The organism is Sphingomonas sp. SRS2 (assembly GCF_000971055.1).
GTDB lineage: Bacteria > Pseudomonadota > Alphaproteobacteria > Sphingomonadales > Sphingomonadaceae > Rhizorhabdus.
In genome coordinates this window covers 93345-109109 of sequence record NZ_LARW01000097.1, presented here as the reverse complement: position 1 = coordinate 109109, position 15765 = coordinate 93345, and the positions used below count along the sequence as shown (strand labels likewise).

Below are 15765 nucleotides of genomic sequence, written 5' to 3'. Positions count from 1 at the left end.
TACATATATCATGAAATCACTGTCAATCGCCGAAGCGGGCTGCCGTTCAACATGCGCCGCCCACGCATAGGGAAAGCGGCGTGTCTTATTTACTAAAATATTGATTTATATATTAAAATTGTGAACACAGGACAGTCTCGACTTCGCCGATGCAGGCGATGATAACGAAAGACGGTTTCTGCTTGATTGTATGCATGATGGATGTATGCATATAGCCAGCAGTCGGCGGCGAGCTTCGAGCGGGTCGTGCCGATCGATAATCGTACCACCAGGGGAGAGTCGTCTACATGTCCGCGAAGAAGAAATTGATGATTATCGGCGCCCGCGGACCGGTCGGCTGGAATTTGATGGAATATTTCCTCGACCATCATCCCGACTGGGATGTCCTTGGTACCTCGCGCAAGCCGCCGACAGTCCCGACGAGGGCCGATTATGTGTGCGTCGATCTGCTCGATGGCGCCGCGACGAAGGAGGCGTTCGCCAAACATGGCGACGTCACCCACGTGGTCTATTCCGCGATCCTGGATCTGCCGCGCATGGCAGAGGCATGGACCGGTCAGGACCATATCGGCACCAATCTGGCGATGATGCGCAATGCGCTTGAAGCGATTGAGGCGTCGGGCGCGCCGCTCGAGAATTTCGCCTTCCTGCAGGGCACCAAGGCCTACGGTGTGCACCTCGGCCCTATCAAGGTGCCTGCGCGAGAGAGCGACGCTATGCATTTCCCGCCGAGCTTCTACCACGCGCAGCAGGATTATATTTTCGAGGCGCAGAAGGGCAAGAACTGGTCGTGGAGCATCTACCGTCCTCAGATCGTATGCGGCGTCTGTCCGGGCGCTCCGATCAACATGGTCCAGTCGATCGCGGTTTATTGCGCCATCTCGCGCGAGCTCGGACTGCCGCTTCGCTTTTCAGCCAATCTCTATGCCGGACTGGTCGAGTTGGTAGATGCGCGCATCGTTGCTGGCGCGATGGCATGGGGCGCCCACAATCTCGACAAGTCGGCCAACCAGGTCTTCAACATAGCCAATGGCGACGTGCTCGACTGGAACAATTTGTTCCCGAAGCTCGCGCGCCATTTCGGTATGGAAATCGACAGACCACAGTCGATCTGCCTTGATGACATGATGGCGGACAAGGGGCCGCTGTGGGACAATATGGTCAAGAAATACGACCTCGCGCCGCTGACCTATGACGAGGTCAAGGGTAACTGGCAGAGCATCGATTTCATCTTCCGTATGGGCAATCAAGAGCCCCCGCCGATCGTCAGTACGATCAAGCTTCGCCAGTCCGGCTTCCACGACTGCCGCGACAGCGAGGACATGTTCATCGATTACATCAAGGAGATGCAGGACCTGCGCCATCTTCCGCGATGACGTCGGGTTCGCTTGTCCCTGCGACCTACGGCAGGATTCATCAGAAAGGTTTGCAATGAGCGACGCGTTCGCACCGCCCCCCTTCGACTATCCGCCGTTACCGGTGGATGACTGCGTGTTGGTTCTGACCCATATGCAGAATGACTTCTGGCACCCCGAGGGCGCGTTCTACGAGCTGACCAGATCCAACCTGCCGGTTCCCAACGTCCTGGAGCGCATCAAGAATCTGATCGCGACATGCCGTTCCAAGGGCGTGCCGCTGATCTACCATAATGAGTCCTTCCGCCCTGGACATCCGGAGCTTCGGATGCGGCGGGATGGCTATGCGCGCGGGCCTTCGAAATCGATGGGCGCCGACAAGCTGAATCTAGCTGTGCGCGGAACCTGGGGGGCTGGGGTTTTGCAAGAGCTCGAACCCGACCTCACTCGGGACGAATTCGTCCTAGAAAACTGCAAGGTCGATCCCTTTACCAGCACCGAGTTCGAGCCGCTTCTCCGCAATCTTGACCGGAATATCATCATCCTCGTCGGGCTGGCCGTGAACCTCGGCATCGAGATGACCGCCAGGACCGCGAGTGAGAAGGACTATGGCGTGTGCGTTCTCTCGGACTGCACCGATCGGATGTTCGGCGCCTATTCCGAAGCGACGATGACCACGATCCTTCCGCATTTCGCACGCGTGACCACGTCCGACGTCGCGGTTCGGGAACTAGGATCACAATAGCGCGGAAAGGCGGGGCCGATCGTCAGGAGAGGAGCGATCGACCCGTCTCACCGCAACGATGAGGATCGACTCAGGTCTCGATCCTCAACTCGGCTTTTCGTTCGAAAATATGAAGTGGGGAGGGTGTAATGAAAAAAGAGATACTAGGAATCCTTTTGGGGTCGTCCGCATTGTGCAGCCAAGCGGCCCATGCGCAGGCGACGCAGATTGAGACCGACGGCGAGATCGTCGTCACGGCGCAGCGTCGCGAACAAGCGCTGAGCGATGTGCCGGTTTCAGCTAACGTTACCATGGGCTCCGAACTCGCACGGGGCAGCATCAAGAATATGGAGGATCTCAGCTACCGGATCCCGAACTTCCGGATCGCGCAGAACCCGTCATCGGATACGATGGCCATTCGCGGTGTTACCTCGGGCGCCAATACCGGCTTCGAACAGTCGGTGGCGACCTTTGTGGACGGCATCTATCATGCGCGATCCAAATCATCGCGCCTGATGCTGTACGATATCGAGCGTGTCGAAGTGCTACGTGGCCCGCAGACGACTTTCTTCGGCAACAACGCCATCGCCGGTGCGATCAGCGTGACCACACGTAAGCCCGGTAAGGAGTTTGAGGCCAATGCACAGGCTTACTACGCGCCGGGCCCTGGCGAATATACGCTCGACGCAGGCATCACCTTGCCTGCGACTGACGATCTGTCGTTCCGACTTGCTGGCCGCTGGAGCGGGATGAAAGGCTACATCAAGAATAATTATCTTGGTAGTAAGGGACCCAATCTCGACGATAAATATGGTCGTGCGTCGGTATCCTGGTCGCCCAGCGACACCGTGAAAATCACGTCGCGGCTTGATGTCGGCAAGATGCGCGACAATGAGAACTTCAACGTCGAGTTGCTGGGCTGTCCGCCGAACGCCATCTTCGGCGCGCCGCGCGGTGCCTGTGCCTCCTACCTGGCGGCCAAAGGGCCCGCGGCCGACAGCAAGCTTAATGGCGAGAGTGATGCCCAGCTTGGCTTCTTCAACATGAACTTCGTCGAGAATGCGACCACCGCCGAGATCGATCTGGGTGGCCCCAGCCTGATCTTCACCAGCGGCTACTATCATCACAAATATGACCAGATCACCGATCTCGTTCCTGTCGCTGCAACGGCATCTGCGGTCGGCACGCGATTTGTCCTGCCGGTACGCTATCTCGAGCGCTACACGCAGATCTCGCAGGAAGTCCGACTGCAGTCCGCGACTGGCGAGAAGCTGGAATATATGGTCGGCGCCTACTACGCGAACGCCAACTATTCGGTCGACAATTATCTTGGCGCCTATTTCGTGAGACTGGGCGCGGCGACTGGCGGCGCGCTGCCAGCTACGGCACCCGTGGTCTTCTTCTCGCGCAGTAAGGAGAAAGCCGAGACCAAGTCGGTTTTCGCGGCTGCGACGCTGCGGCTAGGGGACAGTCTGCGGATTAACAGTGGATTGCGCTATTCGATGATCGACAAGGATGTTCGGCGCTCGACCCAAGCGGGGTCGGCCTCGGCAGCGATCGAAGGCGGCTTGCCAGGACCAGGCAATTTCACGCCGACCACGACGGCTGGTCAGGCGGCTATCATCGGCGCATTGGGCTTTACGCCAGGTGACTTCGCGCGCCCCGCGCGTAGCGACAAGAAGCTGATGCCCACGATCGGCGCGCAATATGATGTCGGTCGCGATGCGATGACCTATGCGACCTACACGAAGGGCTTCAAGGCTGGCGGCTACACCGTTGGAACGGTGTCGTCGGACTTCCGCCCCGAAAATGTCGATGCTTTCGAGGTCGGCGTGAAAAGCGCATGGTTCGACAAGCGGCTGACCGTCAACGTCGCGCTGTTCCTGAGCAAGTACAAGGATCTGCAGGAGACCGTGACGCTCCCCGGTGCGGGCGTGGGCACCGGCATTCCCTTCGTTTCCAACGCAGCCAAGTCGCGATCGAAGGGCGTCGAACTGGAATCGACCCTCCGCGTGACGAGCGGTCTAAGGTTGATTGGGAACTTCGCCTATCTGAATGCGAGATACAGCTCCTATACCAACGGCGTCTGCACCATCCAGCAGGTAGCCCAGCGTCCCGCGCCCTGTATCCAGGACATGAGCGGGAAGCGCCGGACCTTTTCGCCCAAATATAGCGGATCGTTCACCGCCGACTTCACTCAGCCTCTGTCGGACACGCTGATCATGCGCCTTCAGGGGACGGCGTTCATGAGCTCGAGCTATTTCATGCAGGCGACGGCTGATCCGTTGACCAGCCAGAAGGCGTTCGAGAAATATGATGCGCGCGTTTCGATCGGGTCTTCCGATGGGCGCTGGGACGTGGCCGTCATCGGCAAGAACCTGACCAATACGCGGACGGCGGGTTATCGCTTCACTGTTTCCACGGCACCCGGCGCAACCCTGGCCTATCCCGAGCAGACACGGACGATCGGCCTGCAGCTTTCGACGCGCTTTTAAGGAACTACCACCGGCACGGGACTGCGATCTCGTGCCGGCGAAAGCAAAAGGGCGGCGGCATGAAGATGCCGTCGCCCTTTTCGCGTCGAGGGAGCGAGGCTCCTATCGCCGGTCGATCACCCGCCCGTTTGGTCCAGCCCATAGACACGGGCCGCAGTGCCGCTGAAAAGCTGGGCGCGATCTGCCGGATCAAGCTGTGCGGTGATCCGCTTGAAGGCGTTCCACAATATGGTCGCGCCGGTATCCATGCGATCGACCGGGAAATTGCTTTCGAACATGCAGCGATCCGCACCGAACAGGTCGATAGCGGTCAGAATATGTTCGCCATGGATCTCGGCGATCTCGATCGAGGTGCGTGGCCGCTCGGCGCCGACGCGGCCCATGCCGGTGAACCAGAGGTGCAGGCCGCCGAGTTTGACGAAGCTGTTCTTCTGGGCGGCGAATGCGGCCATTCCATCCTTCCACTCGTCGAAGCTCGCTGCGGTGCCGTTGAACCGGCCGATGCCGACCGGCCCGCCGACATGGTCGATGATGATCTTCGTATCAGGGAATGACCGTGCGAGATCGGCGACTTCGGGGAGCTGAGGATGGAGTATGAAAGCATCGTAGGACAGGCCACGCTTCGCGACCTGTTCGAAGCCGGCACGGAATGCAGCGCGGCCCATCATGCCCGGCTCGGTATCGAACGGCGGCGGCATCGGTATGTCGGCGTCATTGGCTGTCATGTACCGGGTTCCACGCAGCCTTTTGGGTGACGCGGCGCGGTGCGCGTCGAGTACCGCCGCCACGTCCGCGCCCAGCATCAGATCAGCATTGGCGATGATCGCCGCGCAGAGCCCGGAAAGCTTGCCTCCTTCCTGCTCGGCCTCTTCGCCGACGCGATTTACATATTCGGTTTCGCCGACCGGCCTCAAGGCCTCCGGGCCATCGGTGCGATAATTGGCGTGCGCCTCACAGAACACCGTCGCGACGATGTTGTGGCCGCAGTTGCGCTTGTACGACCGCAAGTCCGGCACATCCCAGTTTTCGAGCCCGGGTGCGGGAGCGACGGGCCAGATATGATGATGGGAATCGATGATGGGGAGATCGCGTTCCAGCGCGTCTTCCTGAACCAGATCGCGCCAGCTGTTCGGATCGGACATTACTTTAGACTCCCGATAATCGCTTCAGACATTCTGGATAGGTTAGGGCCCGCCAACGCGACACGATGACGGGCCCGGTAATGATCACACCGGATCTCTGGTCAGTGGCTCGGAGTGAGCGCCACGTTGAGCTTGGTGGAATAGACGAAGCTCAGATCACCCATCTGGCGAGGCTCGGCCTCACCGGCCAGGCCGAAATCCGAGAAGGTCTGGACGAAGCGCGGCAGGAAGATCTTGCCCTCCAGCCTCGAAATCTGCGAGCCGAGGCAGAAGTGGCGGCCGCCGCCGAACGACATGTGGCGTATCGACGGACGCTCGATGTTGAACACATCCGGATCTTCGTAGACATCTCCGTCCCAATTTGCCGACGCCAAGCCCAGCAGGATGCGAACGCCCGGCTGAACTTCGTGGCCCAATATGGTGAACGGTTCCCGGACGTAGCGATGGCGGAAATGGGATGGCGGCTCAAACCGCAACACTTCTTCCCAGCCGCGCGCGCCCAGCGACGGATCCTCGCGGAGCACGCGCTGCTGATCGGGGAACAGCGAAAGCGCGTTCACAGCATTTGTCAGCCCCACCATCGTCGTATGGTAGCTGCCGATGAACGCATCGACGATCGCGGAGGTGAGTTCCTCCTTATCCAGCGCTCCAGCTTCTTCAGCGTTGAGCAGAGCGCCCATGAAATCCTTTTCGGGAAGGCCGCGCTTCGCCCTGATATGCTCCTCGAAATAGTCGACGAAGAACTTGCCTGCGGCATCGGTGCGCGCCAGCGTCTCGGCGTCGAGATCGCCCTGACTGAAGATGGCATTGATGTCGTTGGCCCTGTCGATCATCATGCCGATATCGGCTTCGGGGACGTGCAGCAATCGACAGGCCACGTCCGCCGGGATCGTCTCGCCAAGTCGGGAGACAACGTCGATTTCTGTCTCGCCGCTGATTTCCTCGAGCCGGCGATCAATGATCTCAGTCATCCACTCGGTCATCCGCGCGACCGCGCCTGGGCTGAACACGGGGGTCAATATCTTGCGTAGGCGGGTGTGATCAGGCGCATCCAGGCTGACGATGGAGAGTTTGTAGAAATGTGCGGCTGGGCCGTTGCCGATCCGCGCCGGAAAGGCATTGGCCGCCGGCTGAACGCACAGATCCGGATTTTGCAGAATGTTCGAGACTTCGTTGTAGCGTGTCACGACGACAGCTGGCTCGCCATTCATATTGGCCAACGCGACCGGCGATTCCGTCCGCAATTTCCGGTAGCTACCCCTGCGATCGTTGAGAAAATTGGGATCGTCCAGATCAACAGTTTCGAGCACAAACACCCTCCAGGAGTTCAGAATTTTCGGGCGGGTTGGTTCATGCACCCGTTATTTGCATACAAACAGAGATTCTTCGGGTGTTTGTCAAGCCGCATTTCAGCGAAATCATACAGATTGCATACTATGTTATTGAACCCTACGGTGTTGCGGCCGTCGAGCTGCCATGCTCTGCGTAAGTATCGAGCGCGGGGCGCTCAGCAGGGAGAGAATATGGCCGGGGGCTTTCCGCAGCGTCAGATGTTTCGCGCGTGGCTGACAGTGTTGATGCTGTGCCTTCTCTACGCGCTTTCGATGGTGGATCGGTATCTGCTCGCGCTATTGGCCGATCCGGTAACGAAGTCGCTGGGCCTCAATGCTACGCAGATGGGCCTACTGCTGGGCATCGGCTTTGCACTGTTATATTCGCTGGTGGGTCTGCCTATGGCGCACTTGCTCGACAATGGTGTGCGAAAACGGATCGTCGTCTTTGGCGTGGTGATATGGTCGCTGAGCACGGTGCTATCGGGTTTCGCAGCGGATTTTCCTCAGCTTCTACTCGCGCGGGCCGGGGTGGCGATGGGTGAGGCCGTCCTAACCCCAGCTGCGATTTCGATGATCGGCGATCTTTTCGAGCCGGAGGAGCGCGCTTTTCCGGTGGCCATCTATTCCGCGGTCGCGAACGTCATGTCGACAGCTGCGTTCATCCTCGGAGCGGCGGCGCTCCAGCTCGCGACACATTGGAGCGGTACCGTGGATCTCGAGCCGTGGCGGCTGACATGCATCATTGTGGGCGTGCCGGGCGTCGGTCTTGCGGTCTTGTTCGCGATCTTGGTGAAGGAACCGACGCGCCGCGCCGTCGTCGGCGAACCGGCTGGTGAGCGCAGCAGCATCGGCGATGTGGTCGCCTATCTGCGAGATCGCTGGCGCTTCTATCTCGCTTTTTTCGTCGGCATGGCCGTGGTGGGTATCCAGCTGCTGGGGACGATGGTGTGGGCGACCACGCTGCTTACCCGCGATCATGCGCTCGAGCCCGCTACCGCAGGCTATTATTTCGGTCTTGTCGGAATGCCAGCCGGACTTGCCGGTGCGTTCACATGGGCCTTCCTTTCCGGCAAGTGCATCAGTTCGGATCGGCATGACGGCCCATTGATCATGATGCTCGCCTGTACCCTCGTGGGTGGGGTCGGCGCTGCACTGGTCGTTGTCTCGCACTCTCTCGGCCTTGCGCTTGCGGGACTTGCGCTGGGCGTCTTCGCCCTCATCCCGCCGACGACCGTGCTGGCCTCGATGCTGATCCAGGACATAACCCCGCCGCGCATGCAGGCGCGGCTGATCGCGCTCCATCTTCTTGTCGTCGGGCTGATATCCTACACCCTCGGCCCGCTGCTGATCGGTCTTTATCTTGACGCGTCAGCCGACAATAGCGTCGGTATCGGTCTTGCGCTGATGGCGGCGGCGACCTGCCCGATCGGGATATTGTCCTTTGAGGTAGCTCGAAGGAACCTGTGGCGTCGCGCTGCGGCGTGAGGTCTCCCGGTCCGGCCCTCGCCGGGCGATGTCTATAGGGTATGGCTGCGGCCCGTCTCAAGCCTCTGCGAGCGCAGATTTCGGACGTCGCGGAGCAAGCGGGCCGATCGCGCTCAGGCGTCGACCGGACGGCTCTCGAAACCCGTCTTCTTGCGCGTTTCCCATGCGTCGAGGAGCGCTTCGGCTTCGGCGCGATAGCGATCGAAATCCTCCGGCCGGTTCTCGACCCAATAGGTCATTTCCAGCCGGTGGCCATTAGGATCGAAGAAGTAGATCGAATGCGCAAAACCATGATCGACGGGCCCCAGCACATCAACGCCATATTGTTCCAGCCGCGCCTTGCCGGTCGCCAGGCATGCGTCGTCGGCAACATCAAACGAGATATGCTGCACCCAGGACGGTGTATTCCGGTCCGGTATGGCCGGCGCTGCCAGCGGGACTTCGAAGAAGGCAATGTAGCTGCCGTCATCTAGCTCGAAGAAGATATGGATATGCGGGCAATATTGCTGGATCGACGGAACGATGTCGTTCGTCACGGCATGCGCGAAAGGAAGTTTTAGGGCCTTGGTATAGAAGTCAGTGGTCTCGCGGGCATTCGTGCAACGAAACGCCACATGATTGAATCGGCGAAGCATGATGAGCGCCTTCTTCCTTCCGGACAGGCGCAGATTTTGCATACATTATTGATGCTGGTCAAGCGCGCTACCGGCGAGCGCTGCAAACCGCGGCTCCGCACCGATTGACGAAAGGCCGGTGTGACAACCTCTTTTCAGCGTTTGCGACGGGTTTTCGCGCTTCGTTTCGGCGGAGCGATAGCCTTTTTGATCTTCGCTGGCGCCTCGGAGCCGCAATTCGTGAACTTTGCCCGGATGTGATCGGCGGCATAGCCGATATGGCCGCGCATCACGGTTTCGGCGCGATAGCCTTCGCCTTTGCAGATCGCATCGACGATTGCGTGATGCTGCGCGTGGACGGTGCGCAACTGGAAAAGCCCCGCAAGATCGCCTTCAGCGAACCAATGCACGACCCTGCTCGACGAATATGGAATGTTCGTTGCGGACGTCAGCGCTTGTGCGAGCGGTATATTATCGGCTGCGGCGATGATCAGCCGGTGAAGCCGGTCGTTGACCTCTCCCCACGGCTCGCGCGCGGACGGGCTGAGCCTGTCGTCCGCCAACAGCCGGTCACCGTCCTCAAGGCAGCGTCTCAAGGCGTCCCGCATGGGTGTATCGATGCCCTTTTCTGCTGCCAGCCGGCATGCCAGCCCCTCGAGCGTCTCACGAACCGTGTAGGCATCCATGATGTAGGGCAGCGTGAAGCTGCGCACGACATAGCCGCGATTGGGCCGGTACTCGATCAACCCATCCTCGGCCAGGACGATCAGGGCTTCGCGGATCGGTGTGCGGGAAACGTTGAGTCGCTTGCTCAGCGGGACTTCGAGCAGCCGATCGCCTTCTGCGAACTGGCCGTCCATGACCATTTCGCGGAGTTGGTCCACGACGGCCTGTTGCCGTGTGGGCATCGTTTGCAGAGCAGTTTCAGGATCAGTCATTGCGGGTCTCTATGATCGGCCAAGCATAGATCGTCGATCTGTGCATGCAAAAGCCTTTTTGATCATTGTTGTAACGCTCTTCGCACGGCGCGAAAAGGCAGTCGCATTGACTATTGCATACAAAGACGCAAAACGGCCTCGCCGGAATGCGGCCGGCGCCATGCGCTTTTCGGCCGGAGCGGGATGTTCGGCACGTAATAAGGAGAGAATTCGTTGGTCATGCTGACAGGAAAAGTTGCGTTGATCAGCCAATGGATCGCGGCGGCACGGCAATCGCGGTTGAGTGACGATGCGCGGGGCTGAAGCAACCATGGGGGCCGTTCCGCACGGCCGGACAGCATTTTTGGAGAAGTTCTTATGACGCGTTTGGCTTTAGTGGTCGGGGGTGCGAGCGGAATCGGCGCGGCTTCGGCGGAGGCTCTAGCGGCCAACGGCGTTACGGTAGTCGTAGCCGATCTGAACCTTGAAAAGGCGGCGTCGATCGCTGCCGGACTTGAAGGCGAAGGCCATTTCGGCCATGCGGTGGACGTCTGCGACGAGATTAGCGTGGCAGCGCTGTTCGACACCGTCGAGAGGGCGAGCGGGCCGATCGCGATCCTGGTCGTCGCTGCCGGTGTCTCGGGCTTCATAAACAACGCACGGCCGACGATTAAGACGATCACAATCGAAAGCTGGGATCATGTCATGGCGGTCAACGCGCGCGGACCCTTCCTTTGTCTTCGGGAGATATTCCGGCGCCGCGCGGTCATGCCGGTCGACAATGGTCGTGTCATCCTGGTCGCGTCGATGGCGGCGCAGATGCTAGCGCGAAATGGTCCCCCGTCTTATGTGACGTCAAAGGGAGCTGTGCTCTCGCTGACGAAAGTCGCCGCTGGCGAGGCGTCGGAACATGGGATGACGGTGAACGCGGTCGCCCCTGGCGCAATTGACACGCCCATGCTGCGCGGCGTCATGTCGCCCGACAAGGACGCCGATTACTTCGGAAAATCTATCGCGGAACGGGCAGGTCGGCCTAGCGAAGTAGCGGCGGCGATCGCGTTTCTCGCGACGCCTGAGGCCGCCTATATTAACGGCGCTTGTATCGACATCAACGGCGGTATGCTCATGCGCTGACGAGGTCCGCCTCTACGGAACTGTATCGATTTCTGACGATCCGCCCCCATGTAAGGCGCGAAGAATTGAGCGAGATGATAGTGACCGACATTAAGGCCATTCAGATGCTCGGGATTTCCGGAAGCCTGAGAAAGCTGCTTTCAAAACAGCTGTTCTCAGGAATATGCAGGGGCTTGCCCCCAGCGGCATGGATATCCAGATTTATGACTCTCTCTCAGATATTCCTCCTCACGACGACGAGTGCGGTCATCCGGGCTGCCGCCATCCGTCGCTGCTTTGTGTAAAGCCATATCCGAAGCGGATGCGCTGATTTTTGCGACGCCCGAATATAATCGATCTTTCTCGGGCGTACTGAAAAATGCCATCGACTGGGTATCGCGTGCCGCGGAGCGCCCGCTTAGCGGAAAGCCTGCGTTCGTTACGGGTGTCGGGCCAGGAGCGCTGGGAACGGCGCTGGCGAACTATCAGCTCCGGCAGGTGCTGTCGATTACCGGCGTGCATGTCCTTCGGGGATTAGAAGTGCTGATCAACGCGGCCGCGGCCAAGTTTGATATCAGCGGGAAATTAACTGACGATCCGACGCGGCGTGCCCTGCGAGCGGCGTTGATCGGACTGTCCCGCCTTGCGCATGTCACTCGTGTCGCCCGCCAGCAAGATGGTATCGGCGCCGTTCGCCCGGGCGTGCTCTGCCAGCTTGCTGAGCACCGCATGGCGGGCTTCTCTCAACCGCCCTGGCAGATCGGCGGAGAAGTTCCCGAACCTCTTACCAAGATGGAGATCACTCGAATGGATGAATTTGGTCCTTGCCGCATGCGACGAGTCAGTAAACAGCCTAATTTTCAACATCCGCACATTCCATTCGACTTCGTTTCGGAAGGGAGCATTGCTGTGCTAGTGAGTCGCGGCCCCGGTACGCGGGCGAACTACCCCGGCAGGATGGTCCGCCGGGCTTCAGGTGGTGGAAGCGGCGCTGGTGCCGCTCCTTGGAAAAGGAACCACCTCCATGGCGAAAACGCTTCACATCGACGACCTAGCGGGAGCCCTGCTCGCATCGGCTGCCAAGATCGAGAACGGCATGCTGCTGCCGCCCCCTGCGGCCATCGCCAAATATGACGTGCTGGTCCGCGAAGCGGCCGGCCTTCTCATCGACCGTGGTCTGGCGGATGAGATCGAAGTGACTGAGCCCGCCATGAGTTGGCGGGCGGATGACACGAAGTTGTATGGCGCCGACCTAAACGATGCTGGCCGAGAAGTCGCAGATACTGACGGCACATCGCCTCCACTACCTAAAAAGACGGCCGGCAAACGGGATCAGGTCATTGCCCTTATGAAGCGCCGAGAGGGTGCCTCCCTAGCCGAGATAACTGAGGCAACCGGTTGGCTCCCGCACTCGGCACGAGCGGCGCTGAGTGGGCTGCGCAAGAAGGGCTACGAAATCAGCCGCACGAATAGCGACGCCGGTAGCGTGTATCGCATCACCAAGGCACCGAAATGAGCCGGAAGCTGGAAGAGGCGCTCGCTGCGCTGGTGACTATGTCGCCAGCGCAGCTCCGTGGCGAGTGGCTCCAGACTTTCGGTAGAGCCGCGCCACCGCTGGGCCCACGCCTTCTTGCGCTCGCCATCGCTTATCGTCTGCAGGAGAAAGCGAAGGGTGGCTTGCCCGCCAAGCTGGCTCGCGAAATCGACGCGATGATTCGGCAATTGGATAAGGGCGTGGATATCAGGGCGTCGGCATCAGCGACGCTCCGACCTGGCACGCAACTAATCCGCGAATGGCATGGCAGTACCCATAAGGTGCTGATTCTCGATGGCGCCTACCTGTATCGCGACGAGCGATATGGCTCACTCAGCGATGTCGCCCGCAGGATCACTGGTGCACATTGGTCGGGACCGCGATTCTTCGGACTGACGAAGGCCGCCGAGGTGCCCGTATGAGCCGTAGCAAGCCCGTCCAACCGCAGAAGCGCGAGAAGATCCGTTGCGCCATCTACACACGAAAATCGACGGAAGAGGGACTGGATCAGGAGTTCAACAGCCTCGATGCCCAGCGTGAAGCCTGCGCCGCCTACATCATGAGCCAGCGGCATGAGGGCTGGATGCTGGTGCCTGACCATTACGACGACGGTGGCTTCACGGGCGGCAATATGGACCGACCCGGCCTGAAGCAGATCCTAGCGGACGTGAAAGCCGGCAAGGTTGATGTAATCGTCGTGTATAAGGTCGACCGCCTTACCCGGGCGCTCTCGGATTTTGCGAAGATCGTGGATGTGCTTGATGAGGCGGGTGCCAGCTTCGTCAGCATCACACAGGCGTTCAACACGACCACAAGTATGGGGCGGCTCACGCTTAACGTCCTGCTGAGCTTTGCGCAATTCGAGCGCGAGGTGATCTCCGAGCGTGTTCGAGACAAGGTTGCGGCCTCGAAGCGGAAAGGCATGTGGATGGGCGGCAATTGTCCGCTGGGCTACGACATCCGGGATCGCAAGCTCATCGTCAATGAAGCTGAAGCCAAAACGGTTCGGCTGATGATGGAGCGCTATCTCGCGTGGGGTAACGTCTACGACCTCGTCGCCGATCTTCGTGCGCGGGGCATCACCTCCAAGGTTCACCGGAATGAAACCGGGAAGGTGTGGGGAGGTCAGCCCATCAAGGCCAGCGCGCTGTATCACCTCCTCCAAAATCCAATCTTTCTCGGTCGGATTGTCCATAAGGGGCAGATCTATCCCGGCGAGCACGATGCGATCGTCGATGAGAAGCTTTTCGATGCTGTCCAGGAAAAGCTCGCTTCGAACAGGCTGAACCGGCGCAATCAGGTCGGCGCCCGCGATGTCAGTCTGCTCGCCGGGATGATCCGGGATGGGGAAGGGCGCCGGATGACGCCCAGCCACTCGATGCGCGGCGATATTCGCTACCGCTACTACAACTCGGTCAATGCCGAAGACGGCGGACCGCATTCTCGACCGATCCGGGTCACGGCGAGGGATATCGAGAAGGCGGTGATCGAAAGCTTCGAGAGGCTGATTTCGGATCAAGCTCAGCTCATGTCGCTCTACCAGCAGCATGCCAGTGAAGGATATGAAATCGCCGACCTGTTGCGGACAGCCGGGTTACTGCGCCAATCGATCCCGACGATGGCGCCCTCCGCACAGCGCGGTCTTTATCTCGATCTCGGTTTGAAGGTGACGGTCTACACCGATCGTATCGAAGCAACGATGGCTCATGCCGGTTTGGCCCAGGGGCTGGGGATCGAGCGGGCCGACCTAGATCAGCCGCCCATCGAGCTAGGCATTCCGACGGTGCAGGTTCGTCGCGGCGATGACGTAAAGCTGAAAATCGAGTTCGATGCACCTGCGGTAGCAGCGCGACGTGATCCGAGGCTGCTCGAGCTGATCGCCAAGGCGCATCAAGCAAAGCGACAGCTCGGCCTCGACGGCAGCCCTCCGGACGAGGCAGCGATCTCCGATTATCAAACTCGGAATGATCTGGCCCGGCTAGCGCGGTTTGCCTTCCTAGCTCCCGATCTTACGATGGCGATTCTCGAAGGATCGCAGACTGAGGGTTTGTCGGTTCGCAGGCTGATCCGGACACCGGAACTGCCATTGGACTGGAAGCGACAACGCGATATTATCGCTGCCAGCTGAACCTCCAGCAGCCAAGAATGACGGGCGGCACCTCGGTGTCGCCCTTTTTCATTCGAGCCCCCTCGAATCTGCTCCATAAATTCTGTGTGTCACCAAAAAGGGTCTCAGAGACTTTGGCCTATTTTAGGCATTGCCCGCCGGCCAAATGCGTCTCTGTCCCGCAGCCGCAAAATCACGCCGCGCAAACCCACGGAAAAGCGGGAGAAATTTCACCCTCAGGCGAAAGTCTCGAAATCACGATTACGGCGTGGGAAAGTTGGCGCGCCCGGAACGATTCGAACGTCCGACCCTCAGATTCGTAGTCTGATGCTCTATCCAGCTGAGCTACGGGCGCGTTGTGGGGGGCTAGCTAGTCGGGTTGGGCGCGCTGTGCAACCCCGTTGCGCAGTTTTTCTGCGGAGCCTAGACCCGGCGCGATGATCATGATCCGACCCCGCCACGTCGCCGCGCTGCTGGCGCTGTCCGTCCTTGCCGCCTGCGCCGACACGCGCAGCGGCTATCCGTCGCTCGCGCCGCGCCCCGTCGAGCGCGCGGTGATGCAGGCCGATCCCGCGCCCGCCGCCGCGCCCGCCGTGCCCGCGCCGCTGCCGGCATCGGCGGACATCGCGCAGATCGTTGCACGGGCGCAAGCCGCCGACGCCGCTTTCCGCGCTGCGGTCGAGAAGGCGCGGCCCCTGATCCTGGCCTCCCGCACCGCCCCTGAGGGCAGCGAGGCCTGGGTCGCGGGGCAGCAGGCCTATAGCGACACCGAGTCGCTGCGCGCGCCGGTGGGCGAGGCGCTGGTCGAGCTCGATCGCCGCCGCGAGGCCGCGACCGCCGCAGGCCGCGAGGAGGAGTCCGCCGCGACCGCAGAGGCGGGGTTGCAGGTACAGGCGCTCGACGAGGCCGGGCGCGCGCTGCTCGCCGGATTGATGCCCGCCTGAT

At 60.3% G+C, this 15765-nt stretch carries 14 protein-coding genes, 1 tRNA gene and 1 pseudogene; 10 read left to right on the top strand and 6 right to left on the bottom strand.

The features are described from left to right. Nucleotides 1-308: 308 nt before the first annotated feature. From WP12_RS14510 to WP12_RS14500, 3 genes are all read left to right on the top strand, one after another. Nucleotides 309-1376, top strand: a complete 1068-nt coding sequence (locus tag WP12_RS14510) for an SDR family oxidoreductase (RefSeq protein ID WP_235399147.1) — start codon at nucleotides 309-311, stop codon at nucleotides 1374-1376. A gap of 55 nt (nucleotides 1377-1431) precedes the next feature. Continuing rightward, nucleotides 1432-2100: a cysteine hydrolase family protein gene (locus WP12_RS14505; RefSeq protein ID WP_046194377.1), complete on the top strand. Its 669-nt coding sequence runs from the start codon at nucleotides 1432-1434 to the stop codon at nucleotides 2098-2100. Between the two features lie 128 nt (nucleotides 2101-2228). Next, the gene (locus WP12_RS14500) at nucleotides 2229-4574 is read left to right on the top strand and encodes a TonB-dependent receptor (protein ID WP_046194376.1); all 2346 of its coding nucleotides are present in this window, start codon (nucleotides 2229-2231) and stop codon (nucleotides 4572-4574) included. Nucleotides 4575-4690: 116 nt separating this feature from the next. Here WP12_RS14500 and WP12_RS14495 read toward each other — a convergent pair whose 3' ends face one another. Together WP12_RS14495 and WP12_RS14490 are read right to left on the bottom strand one after the other, a co-directional pair. Next, the gene (locus WP12_RS14495; RefSeq protein WP_046194375.1) at nucleotides 4691-5716 is read right to left on the bottom strand and encodes an amidohydrolase family protein; all 1026 of its coding nucleotides are present in this window, start codon (nucleotides 5714-5716) and stop codon (nucleotides 4691-4693) included. A 101-nt stretch (nucleotides 5717-5817) separates the two neighbouring features. Beyond that, entirely contained in the window at nucleotides 5818-7026 is a 1209-nt protein-coding gene (locus WP12_RS14490; protein WP_160299224.1) for a cytochrome P450, read from the bottom strand. Nucleotides 7027-7239: 213 nt separating this feature from the next. Here WP12_RS14490 and WP12_RS14485 point away from each other — a divergent pair, with 213 nt between their 5' ends. Beyond that, nucleotides 7240-8535, top strand: a complete 1296-nt coding sequence (locus WP12_RS14485) for an MFS transporter (protein WP_046194374.1) — start codon at nucleotides 7240-7242, stop codon at nucleotides 8533-8535. A 113-nt stretch (nucleotides 8536-8648) separates the two neighbouring features. On the opposite strand, the gene WP12_RS14480 is transcribed toward WP12_RS14485, so the two are convergent. Both WP12_RS14480 and WP12_RS14475 read right to left on the bottom strand, forming a co-directional pair. Then, entirely contained in the window at nucleotides 8649-9170 is a 522-nt protein-coding gene (locus WP12_RS14480) for a VOC family protein (protein ID WP_046194395.1), read from the bottom strand. 134 nt (nucleotides 9171-9304) lie between these two features. Next, a complete protein-coding gene (locus tag WP12_RS14475) occupies nucleotides 9305-10087 on the bottom strand; it encodes a GntR family transcriptional regulator (RefSeq protein WP_084691156.1) in 783 nt (260 codons plus the stop codon). A gap of 357 nt (nucleotides 10088-10444) precedes the next feature. On the opposite strand from WP12_RS14475, the gene WP12_RS14470 reads away from it, so the two are divergent. Continuing rightward, nucleotides 10445-11200 carry an SDR family NAD(P)-dependent oxidoreductase gene (locus WP12_RS14470; protein ID WP_046194373.1) on the top strand — a complete coding sequence of 252 codons (756 nt, stop codon included), beginning with the start codon at nucleotides 10445-10447 and terminating at the stop codon, nucleotides 11198-11200. A gap of 240 nt (nucleotides 11201-11440) precedes the next feature. Further along, nucleotides 11441-11725: pseudogene (locus WP12_RS26480) on the top strand (NADPH-dependent FMN reductase); the annotation flags it as partial. A 39-nt stretch (nucleotides 11726-11764) separates the two neighbouring features. Here WP12_RS26480 and WP12_RS24905 read toward each other — a convergent pair. Next, nucleotides 11765-12052, bottom strand: a complete 288-nt coding sequence (locus tag WP12_RS24905; protein WP_235399146.1) for a hypothetical protein — start codon at nucleotides 12050-12052, stop codon at nucleotides 11765-11767. Between the two features lie 151 nt (nucleotides 12053-12203). On the opposite strand from WP12_RS24905, the gene WP12_RS25890 reads away from it, so the two are divergent. From WP12_RS25890 to WP12_RS14445, 3 genes are read left to right on the top strand one after another with little or no spacing between them, the layout of a single operon-like run. Next, entirely contained in the window at nucleotides 12204-12695 is a 492-nt protein-coding gene (locus tag WP12_RS25890) for a DUF3489 domain-containing protein (RefSeq protein ID WP_046194393.1), read from the top strand. Continuing rightward, the gene (locus WP12_RS14450; RefSeq protein WP_046194370.1) at nucleotides 12692-13135 is read left to right on the top strand and encodes a DUF2924 domain-containing protein; all 444 of its coding nucleotides are present in this window, start codon (nucleotides 12692-12694) and stop codon (nucleotides 13133-13135) included. The genes WP12_RS25890 and WP12_RS14450 overlap by 4 nt, the downstream gene beginning before the upstream one ends. Next, nucleotides 13132-14841: a recombinase family protein gene (locus WP12_RS14445; RefSeq protein ID WP_046194369.1), complete on the top strand. Its 1710-nt coding sequence runs from the start codon at nucleotides 13132-13134 to the stop codon at nucleotides 14839-14841. The genes WP12_RS14450 and WP12_RS14445 overlap by 4 nt, the downstream gene beginning before the upstream one ends. A 257-nt stretch (nucleotides 14842-15098) precedes the next feature. On the opposite strand, the gene WP12_RS14440 is transcribed toward WP12_RS14445, so the two are convergent. Next, a tRNA-Arg gene (locus tag WP12_RS14440) sits at nucleotides 15099-15175 on the bottom strand. Nucleotides 15176-15263: 88 nt separating this feature from the next. Between WP12_RS14440 and WP12_RS14435 the strand changes: the two genes are divergently transcribed. Next, nucleotides 15264-15764, top strand: a complete 501-nt coding sequence (locus WP12_RS14435) for a hypothetical protein (protein WP_152664004.1) — start codon at nucleotides 15264-15266, stop codon at nucleotides 15762-15764. Nucleotide 15765 lies beyond the last annotated feature (1 nt).